Consider the following 18,328-nt stretch of genomic DNA (forward strand, 5'->3'; position numbering starts at 1 on the left):
TTACGCCGATGGTACTGCGTAATAGTGGGAGAGTAGGTAGCTGCCGTTTTTTTAATTCAGATGTTTATCGAGCCCTCCGGGATAAGATTCCGGAGGGCTCGATTTCTTTTTTTGTGTGTTTGTGTTTTTTTGTGTTTGCGGGATGGGGGTCTCCGGGAAATGAATCTTTGGGTCCGATATGCAGGAAATATTTTTCTGCTTGTATCTTTATCATTTTTTCCCTTTCGGGGAATTGTAACCGAAGCAACCGAATCTTTCTTTTACCGGAAAATAATATAAAGTTAGCAGCCGGCCGATTCATGCTCGAAGCGTTGTGAACCGGCCGGCTTTTTTATATGGTTAGGTATTCCGTCCCCTCCCCCCCCTCCGGAAATAAGGTCTGACAGCCCGGACAATCGTTCTTTAAACATCCCTCTAAATGTGCAGCGATACGGTATGCAATAAGATATACATGTAACGACAGGTATGGGGTAACAGGGATAATAATGCTTGCAAACCGGATAATACCTATTAAAAATGTGAATATTTACTGATAATTTGTATGTTATGAGGATATTTATTTGTATCTTTGTCGCCCGAATTGTAAGCTAACGATTTAAAAAAGAGAGAAGCTTTGGGAAAGTTTGATAAATACAAAATTGACTTGAAAGGAATGCAAACAGACTCTGCTAAGTATGAGTTTGTATTGGATAACCTTTACTTCGCTCACATTGATGGTCCTGAAGTTCAGAAAGGAAAGGTCAATGTTACATTGACTGTGAAAAGAACCTCTCGTGCTTTCGAGCTGAGTTTCCAAACTGACGGTATGGTATGGGTACCATGCGACCGTTGTCTGGATGATATGGAGCTACCTATCAGTTCTTCTGATAAACTGATGGTAAAGTTTGGTCATGAATATGCAGAAGAAGGTGACAACCTGATTGTGATTCCCGAGGAAGAAGGGGAAATCAACGTTGCATGGTTCATGTATGAATTTGTTGCGCTGTCTATTCCGATGAAGCATGTACATGCTCCCGGTAAGTGTAATAAAGCGGTAACTAGTAAATTGAACAAGCATTTGAAAACAAATGCAAATGAGGATAGCGATGATACTTTCGACACAGGTGGAGATGACATCGTAATTGAGGAAGAAGTGGAGGAACAAATTGATCCTCGCTGGAATGAATTAAAAAAAATATTAGATAATAATTAAAGTTTTAAGAAAATGGCACATCCTAAGAGAAGACAATCAAGTACGAGACAAGCGAAGAGAAGAACTCATGATAAGGCAGTAGCTCCTACATTGGCTATTTGTCCGAATTGCGGCGAATGGCACGTTTACCACACAGTATGTGGTGCTTGTGGCTATTACAGAGGTAAGCTCGCTATTGAGAAAGAAGCAGCTGTATAATTAGTACAGTTATACTGAAAACAGCCTGAGGGTAAAGCTCTCCGGCTGCTTTAAGTATTATAGTATTGCTAATTTAAAATAGGTTTGATGGAAAAAATAAATGCAGTAATCACAGGAGTCGGCGGGTACGTTCCCGATTATATCTTAACTAACGACGAGATATCAAAAATGGTGGATACCAACGACGAATGGATTATGACTCGTATCGGAGTAAAGGAGAGACATATTCTGAATGAGGAAGGATTAGGTAGTTCATACATGGCACGCAAAGCTGCCAAACAGTTGATGAAGAAAACCGGTGCTAATCCTGATGACATTGATTTGGTTGTTGTCGCTACCACTACTCCTGACTATCACTTCCCTTCTACAGCTTCTATTCTTTGTGATAAACTCGGACTGAAGAATGCATTTGCTTTCGATTTGCAAGCTGCTTGTAGCGGTTTCCTGTATTTAATGGAGACAGCTGCTAATTTCATCCGTTCGGGAAGATATAAGAAAATTATCATTGTCGGTGCCGATAAGATGTCGTCAATGGTTAACTATACAGATCGTGCTACATGCCCTATCTTTGGTGACGGTGCTGCTGCCTTTATGGTGGAACCGACTACGGAAGATTACGGAATCATGGATTCGATACTGAGAACTGATGGCAAAGGATTGCCTTTCCTCCACATGAAAGCTGGTGGTTCGGTTTGTCCTCCGTCTTATTTCACAGTAGACAATAAAATGCACTATTTGCACCAGGAAGGAAGAACAGTGTTTAAATATGCTGTATCTAACATGTCGGATGTATCTGCTGCTATTGCAGAAAAGAATGGTCTGACGAAAGATAATATCAACTGGATTGTTCCGCATCAGGCGAATGTCCGCATTATCGAAGCCGTGGCTCACCGTATGGAGGTGCCAATGGATAAAGTGTTGGTAAATATTGAGCATTACGGTAACACCAGTGCTGCTACTCTTCCTTTGTGTATCTGGGATTATGAAGATAAACTCAAGAAAGGTGATAATATCATTTTCACTGCATTCGGTGCCGGATTTACATGGGGCGCAGTTTACGTGAAATGGGGTTATGACGGAAAAAAGGAATCGTAACGTAAGTTACTGAACTATAACACTCAAAAACGCATCCTATTTCGATTCGATGCGTTTTTTTGTCTCAACCTATAAAATCGAGAGAAATGCATAAGGCAGGTTTTGTAAATATCGTAGGGAATCCGAATGTCGGGAAGTCGACATTGATGAATGCTTTGGTAGGCGAGCGTATTTCAATCGCGACCTTTAAGGCGCAGACTACCCGCCACAGGATTATGGGAATTTATAATACGGAGGAAATGCAGATTGTCTTTTCTGATACTCCGGGAGTATTGAAACCTAATTATAAGCTACAGGAGTCGATGCTGAACTTTTCTACTTCGGCGTTGACGGATGCGGATATTCTGCTTTATGTGACTGATGTGGTGGAGACGCCGGACAAGAATAACGAGTTTATGGAGAAGGTGCGTCAGATGGCGGTACCTGTTCTGTTACTCATCAATAAGATAGACCTGACAAATCAGGAGAAACTGGTTAAGGTGGTGGAAGAATGGAAAGAGTTGTTGCCACAGGCGGAAATCATTCCGATTTCGGCTACGTCCAAGTTCAACATAGACTATGTGATGAAGCGGATTAAAGAGTTGCTGCCTGATTCTCCTCCTTATTTTGGAAAAGACCAGTGGACGGATAAGCCTGCCCGCTTTTTTGTGAATGAGATTATTCGTGAAAAGATTTTGCTTTATTACGATAAGGAGATTCCTTATTCGGTGGAAGTTGCCGTGGAGGAGTTTAAAGAGGAGGCGAGAAAGATTCGTATCAGGGCGGTGATTTATGTGGAACGTGATTCGCAGAAGGGAATCATTATCGGTAAGCAGGGAAAAGCGTTGAAGAAAGTGGCTACCGAGGCGCGCCGTGAGTTGGAGCGTTTCTTCGGGAAGACTATCTTTTTGGAGACGTATGTGAAGGTTGATAAAGATTGGCGCAGTTCGGATAAGGAGTTGCGTAATTTTGGTTATCAGTTAGATTAAAAAGTATTCATGCGACTGGGATAGTCGTGAAAAACAAGGTGTTGAACTATGGGAAATTTAGTTGCAATCGTAGGACGTCCTAATGTGGGCAAGTCTACCTTATTTAATCGTCTGACGAAGACTCGTCAGGCTATCGTGAATGAAGAAGCGGGGACAACCCGTGACAGGCAGTATGGCAAGTCTGAGTGGCTGGGCCGTGAATTCTCTGTGGTGGATACCGGGGGATGGGTGGTGAACTCGGATGATATTTTTGAGGAAGAGATTAGAAAACAGGTTTTATTGGCTGTGGACGAAGCGGATGTTATCTTGTTTGTGGTGGATGTGATGAACGGGGTAACTGATTTGGATATGCAGGTGGCGACTATCCTGCGCCGTACCAACAAGCCGGTAATCGTGGTTGCCAATAAGACGGACAATAATGAGTTGCAGTATAATGCTCCTGAATTTTATAAGTTGGGGTTGGGCGACCCTAATTGCATTTCTGCCGTGTCGGGTAGCGGGACGGGAGATTTGATGGATTTGATTGTCAGTAAGTTTAAGAAGGAGGTTTCGGAGATTCTGGATGATGACATTCCCCGTTTTGCTGTGGTGGGAAGGCCGAATGCCGGTAAGTCTTCCATTGTCAATGCGTTTATCGGTGAGGACCGTAATATCGTGACGGAGATTGCGGGAACGACCCGTGATTCCATTTATACCCGTTACAATAAGTTCGGATTTGATTTCTATCTGGTAGATACGGCCGGTATCCGCAAGAAGAGCAAGGTGAATGAGGATTTGGAATATTATTCTGTTATCCGTTCGATTCGTGCCATTGAGGGGTCGGATGTTTGTATTCTGATGCTGGATGCTACGAGGGGGATTGAAAGTCAGGATTTGAATATCTTCTCTCTGATTCAAAAGAACCAGAAGGGGTTGGTGGTTGTGATTAATAAATGGGATTTGGTGGAGGATAAATCCGTGAAGGTGCAGAAAACTTTTGAGGAGGCTGTGCGTTCCCGTTTTGCCCCATTCGTGGATTTTCCGGTTATCTTTGCTTCCGCATTGACGAAGCAACGGATTTTGAAGGTTCTTGAAGAGGCACGCAATGTGTATGAGAACCGGACGACGAAGATACCGACTGCACGTCTGAATGAGGAGATGCTTCCGTTGATTGAGGCGTATCCGCCCCCTTCCAATAAAGGCAAGTATATCAAAATTAAATATATTACGCAGTTGCCGAATACGCAAGTGCCTTCATTCGTCTATTTTGCCAACTTGCCGCAATACGTGAAGGAGCCTTATAAACGTTTCCTTGAAAATAAGATGCGTGAGAAATGGAATTTGACAGGTACGCCGATTAACATTTATATTCGTCAGAAGTAGGATGGCGCTGTCTCGATGAAGTGGGACGGTTTAACCGTTAGGATATGATATGTGAATGGAAGTGTGTCGAAACTAAGATGAACATTCGGAACAGTTACAAAATCTGACTGATAAACATAAAAATAGCCGTATCATTACTCAAAAAATGAAGTGCCCCCAAAAGTTAGACACAAAACTTTTGGGGGCACTTCAAAATGAGCTGATACGGTTTTTTATTGCCGGTGAAGAGTGCCAGGTTTCAGATGAAAAGTTCATTCCCTCTAAAATTGAATTTTGACACATTTACATTGGCAGTATTAAATATCCCGCTAAAAGTATAAGTGTATATTTGAAAAGAAGAGTTGCAGTGAACTATCCCCCGTTTTGCTTTTATGGGTTACAGTCTTTCATTGGGATTATTATGCTTCCGGGCTATGATAATCGGCATGAATTCATACTTTTTCGTAAGGATATGGATGGAATTTCCGGGTAATATGGCCCTATTTTTCCAATTGGAAGTCTTTACGGCGCAATACGAAACTGTTACTTAGGTATTTTTCACGTACAATCTGGTTTTCGGACAGTTCTTCCGGTGTGCCCTGGAAGAGGATTTTTCCTTCGAAAAGCAGATAGGCACGGTCTGTGATACTGAGTGTTTCTTGCACGTTGTGGTCCGTTATCAGGATACCGATGTTTTTATCCTTTAGTTTCCATACAATCTGTTGGATGTCTTCCACGGCAATCGGGTCTACTCCGGCGAAGGGTTCGTCAAGCATGATGAACTTCGGGTCGATGGCAAGGCAGCGGGCGATTTCCGTACGGCGGCGTTCGCCTCCGGACAATTGGTTTCCTTTGTTCTTGCGTACTTTTTGCAGGCGGAATTCGGCAATCAGGCTTTCCAGTTTCTCTTTTTGGTAGTCTTTAGGCTTATTGGTCATTTCCAGGACGGACGCGATATTGTCTTCCACACTCATCTGGCGGAATACGGAAGCTTCTTGGGCGAGGTACCCGATGCCGGTCTGCGCCCGTTTGTAGACAGGATATTTGGTAATTTCCAGATCATCGAGGAAAATCCGCCCTTCATTGGGAGTAATCAGTCCTACGGTCATATAGAATGAAGTCGTTTTCCCGGCACCGTTCGGTCCCAGCAAACCTACAATCTCACCTTGCTTCACATTAATGGACACATGGCTTACTACGGTCCGTTTACCGTATTTCTTTACCAGGTCTTCCGTGCGGAGCACCATCTTGCTTTCTTCCATATTCTAGTTATTTTGCGGCAAATGTAGTAAAAATAAGCTGAAATAATGTACATTTGCAGACAAATAGTGTGAGTTATGATAAAAGCATTGAGAACAGTCGGAAGATATTTCATGCTGATGGGGCGGACTTTTTCACGTCCGGAACGTATGCGGATGTTTTTCCGGCAATACCTTAACGAGATGGAGCAATTGGGAGTGAACTCCATCGGTATCGTACTGTTGATTTCCTTTTTCATCGGTGCGGTTATTACCATTCAGATTAAATTGAATATTGAAAGTCCGTGGATGCCCCGTTGGACAGTGGGATATGTGACACGTGAGATTATGTTGCTGGAGTTCTCTTCTTCTATTATGTGTCTGATTCTTGCAGGAAAGGTGGGCTCCAATATCGCTTCGGAATTGGGAACGATGCGGGTGACCCAGCAGATTGACGCGCTTGAGATTATGGGAATCAACTCTGCCAATTACCTGATATTGCCCAAGATTACGGCGATGGTGACCGTTATCCCCATATTGGTGACGTTCAGTATATTTGCGGGGATTATCGGAGCCTTTTGCACTTGTTGGTTTGCAGGGGTGATGAATGCTGTCGATTTGGAGTACGGGCTGCAATATATGTTTGTCGAATGGTTTATCTGGGCGGGTATTATTAAGTCTCTCTTTTTTGCCTTCATTATTGCGAGTGTGGCCGCTTTCTTCGGATATACGGTAGACGGCGGTTCGATTGCCGTAGGAAAGGCTTCCACGGATGCTGTGGTGTGCAGCAGCGTCTTGATTCTGTTTGCGGATTTGGTATTAACTAAACTTTTGATGGGATGATTGAGATTAAGGGACTTTATAAGTCATTTGACGATAAGACCGTATTGGACGATATCAATGCGACTTTTGAAAACGGAAAGACAAATCTGATTATCGGGCAAAGCGGTTCCGGTAAGACGGTGCTGATGAAATGTATCGTGGGATTGCTCACTCCGGAAAAGGGCGAGGTGTTGTATGACGGGCGTAACTTGGTCATGATGAGCAAAAGGGAGAAGAAAATGCTTCGTAAGGAAATGGGGATGATTTTCCAAAGCGCCGCTCTTTTTGATTCTATGTCGGTGTTGGATAATGTGATGTTCCCGCTGAATATGTTCAGCAATGATACTTTGCGGGAGCGTACCAAACGCGCTATGTTCTGTCTGGAGCGGGTGAATCTGACTGAGGCGAAGGATAAGTTTCCGGGAGAGATTAGCGGGGGGATGCAGAAACGTGTGGCTATAGCCCGCGCCATCGCCTTGAACCCGCAATATTTGTTTTGCGATGAACCGAATTCCGGACTGGACCCGAAAACTTCACTGGTTATCGACGATTTGATTCACGACATTACCCAGGAGTATAATATGACTACCATTATCAATACGCATGATATGAATTCCGTATTGGGAATCGGTGAGAAGGTGATTTATATTTATGAGGGGCACAAGGAATGGGAAGGAACCAAAGATGATATCTTCACTTCTAGCAACGAGCGTCTGAACAACTTTATTTTCGCTTCTGATTTACTCCGTAAGGTGAAGGAAGTGGAAGAACGGAATATGGAAGGGTAATAAAAAAACTTCTGCCGGTATCGAGTGGCAGAAGTTCTTTTTTTTCTTGGCTATGTCAGCGTCGGTAATCAAGCTCTGGGCCTGGCTTCTTTAACTACCATGGTGCGGCCCATGTATTCGGCTCCGTTTAATTCTGCGATTGCTTTGGCAGCGGCGGCGTCATCTTCCATTTCGATGAATGCGAATCCTTTGGATTTGCCGGTTTCACGGTCCATAATAACTTTAACTGATGATACTGCTCCGTAATCTTCCATCACTTGTTGCAGATCTCCTTCCTTAACACGGTAGTTAAGGTTTCCAACATAAATGTTCATAATGAAAATGATAAAAAATAAATAAATGAATAAAACTCTCTGGATAGATGGCTACTAATAAAAGGATTAAAACGACAGAGAGTTTACAAAAGCGTCTTTTCAACGGAAGTAAAAACCTTGTAATAGAAATCGAGAAACTAATGCTCCATCAATCCGCAACAAAGAAAGGAATAATTTTTGAAATGACCATCTTTTTGGAGGTTTTATTTGCGGGATATCGGAAAAAAGTCCTTTTCTTTTCCTTCAAAGGAAGAAAAAGTCTTGGAAGGGCGAGGACGGGATATCTGGGGCAGGCAGGTTTGCGGCTCCTTTTCTTCTGCTGATGCGTGAGGGATAGGAGGCATTTGCTGAAATAAATCTGCAATGTCTTTTGAAATTTGAAAGATTAGCACTAATTTTGCACCCTCTTTGAGTATAGAACAAAGTATAAATCAAATAAATAATTGTCAGAATGAACGTTTCATTACAAAACATTGACAAAGTAAGCGCAGAGCTTACTGTAAAGCTTGAGAAAGCCGATTATCAGGAGAAAGTAGACAAAGAGTTGAAATCACTCCGCCAAAAGGTGCAGATGCCCGGATTCCGTAAAGGTATGGTTCCGATGAGTCTTGTGAAAAAGATGTATGGCAAGTCGGTAATTGCGGAAGTAGTGAATAAAACACTGCAGGAAGCTGTTTACAATTATATTAAGGAGAATAAGGTGAATGCGTTGAGCGAACCGTTGCCTAATGAAGAAAAGCAACAGGATATCGACTTCGATAGGATGGATGAATTCGAATTCGTGTTTGATATTGCTTTGGCGCCTGAATTTAAAGTGGAAGTAAGCGATAAGGATAAGGTCGATTATTATACGATTGAAGTATCTGAAGAGATGGTTGAAAACCAGGTGAAGATGTACACTCAACGCACTGGTAAATATGACAAGGTGGATGCTTACGAAGATAATGATATGCTGAAAGGTTTGTTGGCGCAGTTGGATGATGAGGGTAACACGAAAGAAGGCGGCATTCAGGTGGAAGGAGCCGTATTGATGCCTTCTTATATGAAGAATGATGAACAGAAAGCTGTGTTTGCCAATGCGAAAGTGAATGACGTGCTGGTATTCAACCCGAATGTAGCTTATGACGGTCATGCTGCCGAACTGGGCTCTTTGTTGAAGATTGACAAGGAAATCGCTAAGGATGTGAAGTCCGATTTCAGTTTCCAGGTAGAGGAGATTACCCGTTTTGTTCCGGGAGAATTGACACAGGAAGTATTCGACCAGGCATTTGGTGAGGGTGTCGTGAAGACGGAAGAAGAATTCCGTGCCAAGATTAAGGAAGAGATTGCTGCAAGGTTTGTTGCGGACAGTGACTATAAGTTCTTGATTGATGTGCGTAAGATACTGATGGAGAAAGTGGGTAAGCTGGAATTCCCGGATGCATTGTTGAAACGTATCATGTTGCTGAACAATGAAGAGAAAGGCGAGGAATTTGTCGCTGAAAATTACGATAAGAGCATTGAGGAATTGACTTGGCATCTGATTAAAGAGCAATTGGTGGAGGCGAACAACATCAAAGTGGAACAGAGCGATGTGCTGGATATGGCAAAAGAGACGGCGAAGGCTCAGTTTGCCCAATATGGCATGTTGTCCGTACCTGGCGATGTGCTGGATAATTACGCGCAGGAGATGTTGAAGAAGAAAGAGAATGTCAACAATCTCGTAAGCCGTGTGGTGGAGACGAGACTGGCTGCCGCTTTGAAGACGCAGGTTACTTTGGAGAACAAGAATGTTTCTATCGAAGAATTCAATAAGATGTTTGAATAATCGTTTGGTTGAATAGTATATAAAGCCACAGGAACACAGAGTTTTTATAAAATTATAACTCTGTGTTTTTTTGTGTCTCTGTATTCTTTTTCGTTTCTTTGTACCTGCATTTGTTTTTAATTAATAAGAAAGGGACAATAACATGGATGATTTTAGAAAATATGCAACCAGTCATTTGGGCATGAACGGTAGAGTACTTGACGATGTGATTAAATCGCAAGCCGGGTATTTGAATCCCTATATTTTGGAAGAAAGACAGTTGAACGTGACTCAACTTGACGTTTTTTCCCGTTTGATGATGGACCGTATTATTTTTCTGGGTACTCAGATTGACGATTATACGGCAAATACTCTTCAGGCACAGTTGCTTTATCTGGATTCTGTCGATCCGGGTAAGGATATTTCTATTTATATCAATTCTCCGGGCGGAAGTGTATATGCCGGACTGGGCATTTATGATACCATGCAGTTCATCTCAAGTGATGTCGCTACCATCTGTACCGGTATGGCTGCTTCGATGGCTGCCGTTTTGCTGGTTGCCGGCAAGGAAGGCAAACGTTCCGCATTGCCGCATTCGCGCGTGATGATTCACCAGCCGATGGGCGGCGCGCAGGGACAGGCTTCGGATATTGAGATTACCGCCCGTGAAATTCAGAAATTGAAGAAAGAACTTTATACGATTATCGCCGACCATTCGCATACTGACTTCGATAAGGTATGGGCGGATTCGGACCGTGACTATTGGATGACCGCACAGGAAGCGAAAGAGTACGGTATGATTGATGAAGTATTGATTAAAAAATAAAGATGGCTGATTCAAAAACAAAGAAAAGGTGTAGCTTTTGCGGCCGGTCGGAGAATGAAGTCGGTTTTCTGATTACGGGGATGAACGGTTACATCTGTGATAGTTGCGCTACTCAGGCTTATGAGATTACCCAGGAGGCGTTGGGGGAAAATAGGAAAAGCGCCGGAGCTACCAAGCTTAACTTAAAGGAACTGCCCAAACCGGTGGAAATCAAGAAATTCCTCGACCAGTATGTAATCGGACAGGACGATGCGAAACGTTTCCTTTCCGTATCGGTCTACAATCATTATAAGCGTTTGTTGCAAAAGGACAGCGGTGACGATGTGGAGATTGAAAAATCAAACATCATTATGGTAGGCAGCACGGGGACGGGAAAAACGTTGCTGGCACGTACTATCGCCAAATTGCTTCATGTCCCGTTCACTATTGTGGATGCTACGGTGCTGACGGAAGCAGGATACGTGGGAGAGGATATCGAGAGTATCTTGACCCGTTTGCTCCAGGTGGCGGACTATAATGTGCCGGAGGCTGAACAGGGAATCGTGTTTATTGACGAAATCGACAAGATTGCCCGTAAGGGGGACAATCCTTCCATTACCCGTGACGTAAGCGGCGAGGGGGTGCAGCAAGGATTGTTGAAATTGCTTGAAGGTTCTGTGGTGAATGTCCCTCCCCAGGGAGGCCGCAAACATCCCGACCAGAAGATGATTCCGGTGAACACCAAGAATATCCTGTTTATCTGCGGCGGCGCTTTTGACGGAATTGAAAAGAAGATTGCACAACGGCTGAATACGCATGTTGTCGGTTATACGGCTTCGCAGAAAACGGCGATGATAGATAAAAACAACATGATGCAGTATATCGCCCCGCAGGATTTGAAATCGTTCGGCTTGATTCCCGAAATCATCGGGCGTCTTCCCGTATTGACTTACCTGAATCCTTTGGACCGTAACGCGCTTCGCGCCATTCTGACCGAACCCAAGAACTCGATTATCAAGCAGTATGTCAAATTGTTCGAGATGGACGGAATCAAACTGACATTTGAAGATTCCGTTTTCGAGTATATCGTGGACAAGGCTGTAGAGTATAAGCTGGGTGCACGGGGATTGCGGTCTATTGTGGAGACAATCATGATGGATGTCATGTTTGAAATCCCTTCGGAGGATAAGAAAGAGTATGAAGTGACGCTGGATTATGCAAAGGTACAACTGGAAAAGGCGAACATGGCAAGGCTTCAAACAGCTTAAAATCAAAAGGTAAAGAGGTTGTAAATGATTGTTTCTGTTTTTTCTTGAAAATATTAGTCGCATTTTGCTTGGTAATTACGAAGTTGTTTATAACTTTGTTTGGCTCTCTTGAAGAAGAGAACATACTTGAAGTTAAACCATGAACTGAATAAAACAACCTTAGTTAAGATGGCAGGGAAGATTAATTTAACAGATGAACTGAAAAAGTATTTCGGATTTAATAAGTTCAAGGGAAACCAGGAAGCGATCATTAATAACTTGCTCGATGGTAAAGATACCTTTGTACTGATGCCTACCGGTGGCGGGAAATCTTTATGCTATCAGCTACCTTCGGTCTTGATGGAAGGTACGGCAATCGTAATTTCTCCGCTCATTGCGTTGATGAAGAATCAAGTGGATGCAATGCGCAATTTCAGTGAAGAAGATGGCGTCGCCCATTTTATCAATTCTTCATTAAATAAAGGCGCGATAGACCAAGTGAGGTCGGACATCCTTGCCGGAAAGACAAAATTGCTATATGTAGCGCCGGAGTCGCTGACGAAAGAAGAAAACGTAGAGTTTTTGCGTTCGGTAAAGATTTCGTTCTATGCAGTGGATGAAGCTCACTGTATTTCTGAATGGGGCCATGACTTTCGACCGGAATACCGGCGGATTCGCCCTATTATCAATGAAATAGGTAAAGCTCCGTTGATTGCGCTTACCGCAACGGCGACACCGAAGGTGCAGCATGATATCCAGAAAAATCTGGGAATGGTAGATGCTCAAGTCTTCAAATCTTCGTTCAACCGTCCGAACCTTTATTATGAGGTACGTGCGAAGACCGCTAATATTGACAGGGATATTATCAAGTTTATCAAAAACAATCCGGAGAAATCGGGCATTATCTATTGCCTTAGCCGGAAAAAAGTGGAGGAACTTGCTGAAATCCTGCAGGCAAACGGTATCAATGCGCGTCCTTATCATGCTGGAATGGATTCGTTGACCAGGACCAAGAATCAGGATGATTTCCTGATGGAAAAAGTGGACGTTATTGTAGCGACTATCGCTTTCGGTATGGGAATTGACAAGCCGGACGTGAGGTTCGTGATTCACTACGATATTCCAAAGAGTCTGGAAGGGTATTACCAGGAGACCGGGCGCGCCGGTAGAGATGGCGGTGAAGGTCAGTGCATAACCTTTTATACAAACAAAGACTTGCAGAAACTGGAAAAGTTCATGCAAGGAAAACCTGTGGCAGAGCAGGAAATTGGCAAGCAGCTTCTGTTGGAAACCGCTGCTTATGCCGAATCTTCCGTATGCCGACGCAAGACGTTGCTGCATTATTTCGGTGAAGAATATACGGAAGAAAATTGTGGAAATTGTGACAACTGTTTAAACCCTAAAAAACAAGTGGAGGCTCAAGAGTTATTGTGTGCCGTGATTGAAGCGATTATCGCGGTGAAAGAAAATTTTAAGGCAGATTATATTATAGACATACTACAAGGTAAAGAAACTTCCGAAGTACAGGCGCATTTGCATGAAGACCTCGAAGTCTTCGGCTCTGGTATGGGTGAAGAGGATAAGACATGGAACGCAGTGATTCGTCAGGCGCTGATTGCAGGTTACTTGAGCAAAGATGTGGAGCATTACGGACTCCTGAAAGTGACGGAGGAAGGACATAAGTTCCTGAAGAGACCGAAGTCATTCAAGATTACCGAGGACAACGATTTCGAAGAGACGGAAGAAGAAGTTCCGGCACGCGGCGGTGGCTCCTGTGCAGTAGACCCGGCTCTTTATTCCATGTTGAAGGACTTGCGGAAGAAACTCTCGAAGAAACTGGAAGTACCGCCTTATGTGATCTTCCAGGACCCGTCTTTGGAAGCAATGGCTACCATTTATCCGGTGACATTGGACGAGTTGCAGAATATACCTGGCGTAGGTGCCGGAAAAGCAAAACGTTATGGTGAAGAGTTCTGTAAATTAATCAAACGCCACTGTGAAGAGAATGAGATAGAACGTCCGGAAGACCTGCGGGTACGTACGGTTGCCAATAAATCTAAGATGAAGGTAGCTATTATTCAGGCTATCGACCGTAAAGTGGCGTTAGATGATATCGCTCTTTCCAAAGGGATTGAATTTGGTGAACTGTTGGACGAGGTAGAAGCGATCGTTTATTCGGGAACCAAACTGAATATAGATTACTTCCTGGAAGAAATCATGGATGAAGATCATATGCTTGATATCTACGATTATTTCAAGGAATCTACCACTGATAAGATTGATGATGCGCTTGACGAATTAGGCGATGACTTCACGGAAGAGGAAGTTCGTTTGGTACGTATTAAGTTCATCTCTGAAATGGCTAATTAAAAAAGCGAAAAAAATAGGCGTGCAGGTATGCGGTTTTGAATAAAAACCGTATATTTGCACGCAATAATTTTTAAACGCATAGCCCTATGTCATTTATTGCTGATAAGATTGTAATGGACGGGTTGACTTACGACGACGTATTGTTAATCCCCGCTTATTCTGAAGTTTTACCGCGTACTGTCGATCTCACGACTAAGTTTTCAAGAAACATCGAGTTAAAAATTCCTTTTGTGACGGCTGCCATGGATACGGTTACCGAGGCGAAAATGGCTATTGCCATTGCTCGTGAAGGCGGTATCGGCGTGATTCACAAAAATATGTCTATCGAGGAACAGGCAAGGCAGGTCGCCATTGTGAAACGTGCGGAAAACGGTATGATTTATGACCCTGTGACGATAAAGAGGGGCTCTACCGTTCGTGATGCTTTGGATATCATGGCTGATTATAAAATCGGCGGTATCCCTGTGGTGGATGATGAAGGTTATCTGGTAGGTATTGTCACTAACAGGGATTTGCGTTTTGAAAGAGATATGGCAAAGCATATCGACCTTGTCATGACTCCGAAAGAAAGACTGGTTACGACCAATCAGTCCACTGATTTGGAATCTGCAGCACAAATCCTTCAAAAACATAAGATTGAGAAGCTCCCCATTGTCGGAAAAGACGGGAAATTGATTGGTCTGGTTACTTATAAGGACATCACAAAGGCAAAGGATAAACCGATGGCTTGTAAAGATGCCAAAGGACGTTTGCGTGTAGCTGCCGGCGTGGGAGTGACAGCGGATACTTTAGACCGTATGCAGGCTTTGGTGGATGCAGGTGCGGATGCCATTGTCATTGATACGGCTCATGGACATTCCATGTATGTGATTGAGAAATTGAAAGAGGCGAAGAAACGTTTTCCGGATATTGACATCGTAGTCGGTAATATTGCGACCGGAGAGGCTGCGAAGGCGTTGGTGGAAGCGGGTGCTGATGCTGTGAAAGTAGGTATCGGTCCGGGTTCTATCTGTACGACCCGTGTCGTTGCCGGCGTAGGCGTTCCGCAGTTGTCGGCTGTGTACGATGTGGCGAAAGCGCTGGAAGGTACGGGAATTCCTCTGATTGCAGACGGCGGGTTGCGCTATTCCGGGGATGTCGTAAAAGCGTTGGCTGCCGGCGGATACAGCGTTATGATTGGGTCTTTGGTGGCCGGTACGGAAGAGTCGCCGGGAGATACAATCATCTTCAATGGACGTAAATTTAAATCATACCGCGGCATGGGTTCTTTGGAGGCTATGGAAAATGGTTCGAAAGACCGTTATTTCCAGAGCGGGACTGCCGATGTGAAAAAACTCGTTCCGGAAGGTATTGCAGCCCGTGTACCTTATAAAGGCACGCTTTACGAAGTCATTTATCAGTTGACCGGCGGTTTGCGTGCCGGTATGGGATATTGCGGCGCCGCAAATATTGAAAAGCTTCATGATGCCAAGTTCACCCGCATTACCAATGCCGGTGTAATGGAAAGCCATCCGCACGACGTAACGATTACGAGCGAATCGCCCAACTATAGCCGTCCGGAATAATAGAACGGGAAACCGGATAACATAGATATAAACGGTGAATTTTTAACGGTGAACGGTGAACAGGCTGTATGTTTGCTGCTCACCGTTTGTTGTTTGTCAATCATTATTTGCCGCTGCCATTTACTTTGTCGTATGGAAAATAAAAAATGAGAATGAAAAGAAATCTGCTTACGGGGTGGTTCTGTCTTTTGAGCTTTGTGGCTTTCGCGCAGGAAGAGCCGGTTTTGATGAGGATTAACGGGAAAGAAGTGCTTCGTTCCGAATTTGAGTATTTCTATCGCCGTTATGCCGATAAAGCGGGTTCCGGGATTTCTCCTGAAAAGTACGCCGGGATTTTCATTCAATCCAAGCTGAGGGTTGAGGCGGCCAGAGCTGCAGGATTGGATACGGCTTCCGTTTTCCGCAGGCGGCAGGAAGAGTGGCGTGCCCGGTTGGTCGAATCTTATCTGACGGACAGGCAGGTGATGGACAGTTGCATGCGTGCCCTGTATCGAAACGGAGGGCTTCAGGAACTGGGTGAACAGGTGCAAGTCATGCAGGTTTTTAGGCGATTGCCGCAGACAATCACCCCCAGGCGTTTGGAGGAAGAAAAGAACCGGATGGATTCTATCCGGCAAATGATGAGGAAACAGCCGGATTCGGATTTTGCCCGTTGGGTACAATTGTATTCGGATGAAGTGGGCAGTAGGTGGGTGACCCGCCTCCAGACTACTGAAGAATTTGAGAAAGTCGCATTTTCTTTGGCAAAAGGAGAAATTTCCGAACCCTTTTTTACCCCTGAAGGGATTCATATCCTGAAAGTGACCGACCGGAAAGGGATGCCGGCGTATGAGGACGTTTATGATAAACTGGCGGAACGTTTGAGACGTGGAGAGAATTTGGATAAGAGCACGGAGGCCGTGGTGGACAGGCTGAAAAGAGAGTGGCGTTATGTTCCCGTCCGGGAGGGCATAGAGGAATTGTCAGCCAAAGGCAGGACGGGGCGAGTTTTGTTTACAATTGACGGGCAACCGTATTCCGGAGAGCTGTTCAGACAGTTTGCTGCTTCGCACCCTCAGGCATTGAAACGGCAGTTGGACGGGTTTATAGCTAAATCATTGCTGGATTATGAAGCCGGGAATCTGGAGCGGAAATACCCGGAAATTCGTTTTATTTTGCAGGAGGCTGCCGAGAATTACCTTGTTGCGGCGATAAACCGCCGGAAAATTGACTGGCCGGCAATGAACGACCGGGCAGGCCTGGCTACTTATTTTAAATTTCATACTTCGGACTACCGTTGGGAACGTCCGCGATATAAAGGAATCGTCCTTCATTGTGCCGATAAAAAAACAGCCAGGCGGGCTAAAAAACTGTTGAAGAAAATACCGGAAGAGAAATGGGCGGAAGTGTTATGCCAAACTTTTAATACGTCCGGAGCGGAAAAGATAAAAGTCGAACAGGGAGTTTTTGCCGACGGGGATAATGAATATGTAGATAAACTGGTTTTCAAGAAAGGAGGATTTACCCCTTTAATGTCCTATCCTTTTACTGCTGTTGCCGGCAGGAAACAGAAAGGTCCGGATGATTATCGGGAAGTCATAGACCGGGTGCGGGAAGATTACCGGAACTATCTCGACATGTATTGGACGCGGGAATTAAAGGATTCGGCCAAGATTGAAATAGACCCGGAGGTTTTAAAAACCGTTAATAATAACTGATGTAACCGATTATTCACTATCTTCGTACCCTAAATATGTAGATTTCAATTGATAATGCGAATATTAGTCCTCTTACTGATTACCCTTTTAGGGTGTGGCGCCTGCAAAGAGCAACGCGACCATAAAGGCAAGACTCCTTTGGTAGAGGTGGACGGCAACTTTTTGTATAAGGAAGATTTGATATCCGCGCTTCCTGTCGGATTGTCGAAAGACGATAGCATCCTGTTTGCCGAGCATTATATTCGTAGTTGGGCGGAAGATATTTTATTATATGAAAAGGCGGCGAACAATATCCCTGACAATGTAGACGTGGATAAGTTGGTGGAAAACTATCGGAGAGCCTTGATTATGCATACCTATCAGCAAGAACTAATCAATCAAAAGTTGTCGAATGATATTTCGGAGCAGGAGATTTCGGATTATTATGAGAAAAACAAAGAATTGTTCAAGTTGGAATATCCGCTGATTAAGGGATTGTTTATCAAGGTGCCGTTGACGGCCCCGCAACTGAATAATGTCCGTAAATGGTATAAGACGGAAAAGCAGGATGCGGTGGAAAGTCTGGAAAAATACAGTTTGCAGAATGCGGTGAAATATGAATATTTCTATGATAAATGGGTGGCTTTGACGGATGTGCTGGATATGATTCCGTTGAAAACGGATGCGCCGGAAGAGTATGTGGACAAGCATCGTCAGATAGAACTGAAAGACACGGCATTTTATTATTTCCTGAATGTGAGTGATTATCGCGGAGCAGAGGAAGAGAAACCGTATGAGTTCGCGCGTTCGGAAGTAAAAGATTTATTGCTCAACCAGAAGCGGGTGAGTTTTATGGAACAGGTAAAGAACGACCTGTACCAGCGGGCGGTAAATAAGAAAAAGATTATATATAATTATTAAAT

General features: G+C 44.0%; 16 protein-coding genes. 14 read left to right on the forward strand and 2 right to left on the reverse strand.

The features are described 5' to 3' along the window. Window positions 1–613: 613 nt before the first annotated feature. From Q5076_RS13675 to der, 5 genes are all read left to right on the forward strand, one after another. The gene (locus Q5076_RS13675) at window positions 614–1,192 is read left to right on the forward strand and encodes a DUF177 domain-containing protein (protein WP_303014161.1); all 579 of its coding nucleotides are present in this window, start codon (window positions 614–616) and stop codon (window positions 1,190–1,192) included. Window positions 1,193–1,204: 12 nt separating this feature from the next. Next, window positions 1,205–1,390 carry a 50S ribosomal protein L32 gene (rpmF, locus tag Q5076_RS13680; RefSeq protein WP_004296852.1) on the forward strand — a complete coding sequence of 62 codons (186 nt, stop codon included), beginning with the start codon at window positions 1,205–1,207 and terminating at the stop codon, window positions 1,388–1,390. A gap of 87 nt (window positions 1,391–1,477) precedes the next feature. After that, the gene (locus Q5076_RS13685) at window positions 1,478–2,485 is read left to right on the forward strand and encodes a beta-ketoacyl-ACP synthase III (RefSeq protein ID WP_004308623.1); all 1,008 of its coding nucleotides are present in this window, start codon (window positions 1,478–1,480) and stop codon (window positions 2,483–2,485) included. A gap of 86 nt (window positions 2,486–2,571) precedes the next feature. Continuing rightward, complete coding sequence (era, locus tag Q5076_RS13690; protein WP_303014162.1) at window positions 2,572–3,453, forward strand: GTPase Era; 882 nt, start codon at window positions 2,572–2,574, stop codon at window positions 3,451–3,453. A gap of 48 nt (window positions 3,454–3,501) precedes the next feature. After that, complete coding sequence (der, locus tag Q5076_RS13695; RefSeq protein ID WP_303014163.1) at window positions 3,502–4,815, forward strand: ribosome biogenesis GTPase Der; 1,314 nt, start codon at window positions 3,502–3,504, stop codon at window positions 4,813–4,815. A 479-nt stretch (window positions 4,816–5,294) separates the two neighbouring features. Here der and lptB read toward each other — a convergent pair whose 3' ends face one another. Continuing rightward, window positions 5,295–6,056: an LPS export ABC transporter ATP-binding protein gene (gene lptB / locus Q5076_RS13700; protein WP_294631382.1), complete on the reverse strand. Its 762-nt coding sequence runs from the start codon at window positions 6,054–6,056 to the stop codon at window positions 5,295–5,297. A 75-nt stretch (window positions 6,057–6,131) separates the two neighbouring features. Here lptB and Q5076_RS13705 point away from each other — a divergent pair, with 75 nt between their 5' ends. Next, window positions 6,132–6,875 (forward strand): ABC transporter permease, encoded by a 744-nt coding sequence (locus Q5076_RS13705; protein ID WP_303014164.1) that lies wholly within the window; start codon window positions 6,132–6,134, stop codon window positions 6,873–6,875. Next, the gene (locus Q5076_RS13710; protein WP_303014165.1) at window positions 6,872–7,642 is read left to right on the forward strand and encodes an ABC transporter ATP-binding protein; all 771 of its coding nucleotides are present in this window, start codon (window positions 6,872–6,874) and stop codon (window positions 7,640–7,642) included. Before Q5076_RS13705 ends, Q5076_RS13710 begins: the two co-directional genes overlap by 4 nt. Window positions 7,643–7,710: 68 nt before the next feature. Here Q5076_RS13710 and Q5076_RS13715 read toward each other — a convergent pair whose 3' ends face one another. Further along, the gene (locus tag Q5076_RS13715) at window positions 7,711–7,956 is read right to left on the reverse strand and encodes an RNA-binding protein (protein WP_175630998.1); all 246 of its coding nucleotides are present in this window, start codon (window positions 7,954–7,956) and stop codon (window positions 7,711–7,713) included. Between the two features lie 451 nt (window positions 7,957–8,407). On the opposite strand from Q5076_RS13715, the gene tig reads away from it, so the two are divergent. The 7 genes from tig (at window position 8,408) to Q5076_RS13750 (ending at window position 18,326) form a co-directional block, all read left to right on the forward strand. Then, a complete protein-coding gene (gene tig, locus Q5076_RS13720; protein ID WP_303014166.1) occupies window positions 8,408–9,763 on the forward strand; it encodes a trigger factor in 1,356 nt (451 codons plus the stop codon). Window positions 9,764–9,905: 142 nt separating this feature from the next. Continuing rightward, window positions 9,906–10,568, forward strand: coding sequence for an ATP-dependent Clp endopeptidase proteolytic subunit ClpP (gene clpP, locus Q5076_RS13725; RefSeq protein ID WP_303014167.1), 663 nt, complete (start codon window positions 9,906–9,908; stop codon window positions 10,566–10,568). Window positions 10,569–10,570: 2 nt separating this feature from the next. Continuing rightward, window positions 10,571–11,815, forward strand: coding sequence for an ATP-dependent Clp protease ATP-binding subunit ClpX (gene clpX / locus Q5076_RS13730; RefSeq protein ID WP_303014168.1), 1,245 nt, complete (start codon window positions 10,571–10,573; stop codon window positions 11,813–11,815). Window positions 11,816–11,983: 168 nt separating this feature from the next. Continuing rightward, window positions 11,984–14,164: a DNA helicase RecQ gene (recQ, locus tag Q5076_RS13735; protein WP_004324651.1), complete on the forward strand. Its 2,181-nt coding sequence runs from the start codon at window positions 11,984–11,986 to the stop codon at window positions 14,162–14,164. Window positions 14,165–14,250: 86 nt separating this feature from the next. Then, the gene (guaB, locus tag Q5076_RS13740) at window positions 14,251–15,729 is read left to right on the forward strand and encodes an IMP dehydrogenase (RefSeq protein ID WP_303014169.1); all 1,479 of its coding nucleotides are present in this window, start codon (window positions 14,251–14,253) and stop codon (window positions 15,727–15,729) included. 152 nt (window positions 15,730–15,881) lie between these two features. Next, window positions 15,882–17,426 (forward strand): peptidylprolyl isomerase, encoded by a 1,545-nt coding sequence (locus Q5076_RS13745; RefSeq protein WP_303014170.1) that lies wholly within the window; start codon window positions 15,882–15,884, stop codon window positions 17,424–17,426. Between the two features lie 54 nt (window positions 17,427–17,480). Then, a complete protein-coding gene (locus Q5076_RS13750) occupies window positions 17,481–18,326 on the forward strand; it encodes a peptidyl-prolyl cis-trans isomerase (RefSeq protein ID WP_303014171.1) in 846 nt (281 codons plus the stop codon). The last annotated feature ends 2 nt before the right edge of the window (window positions 18,327–18,328 follow it).

It is taken from the genome of uncultured Bacteroides sp. (assembly GCF_958445495.1).
Lineage (GTDB): Bacteria > Bacteroidota > Bacteroidia > Bacteroidales > Bacteroidaceae > Bacteroides.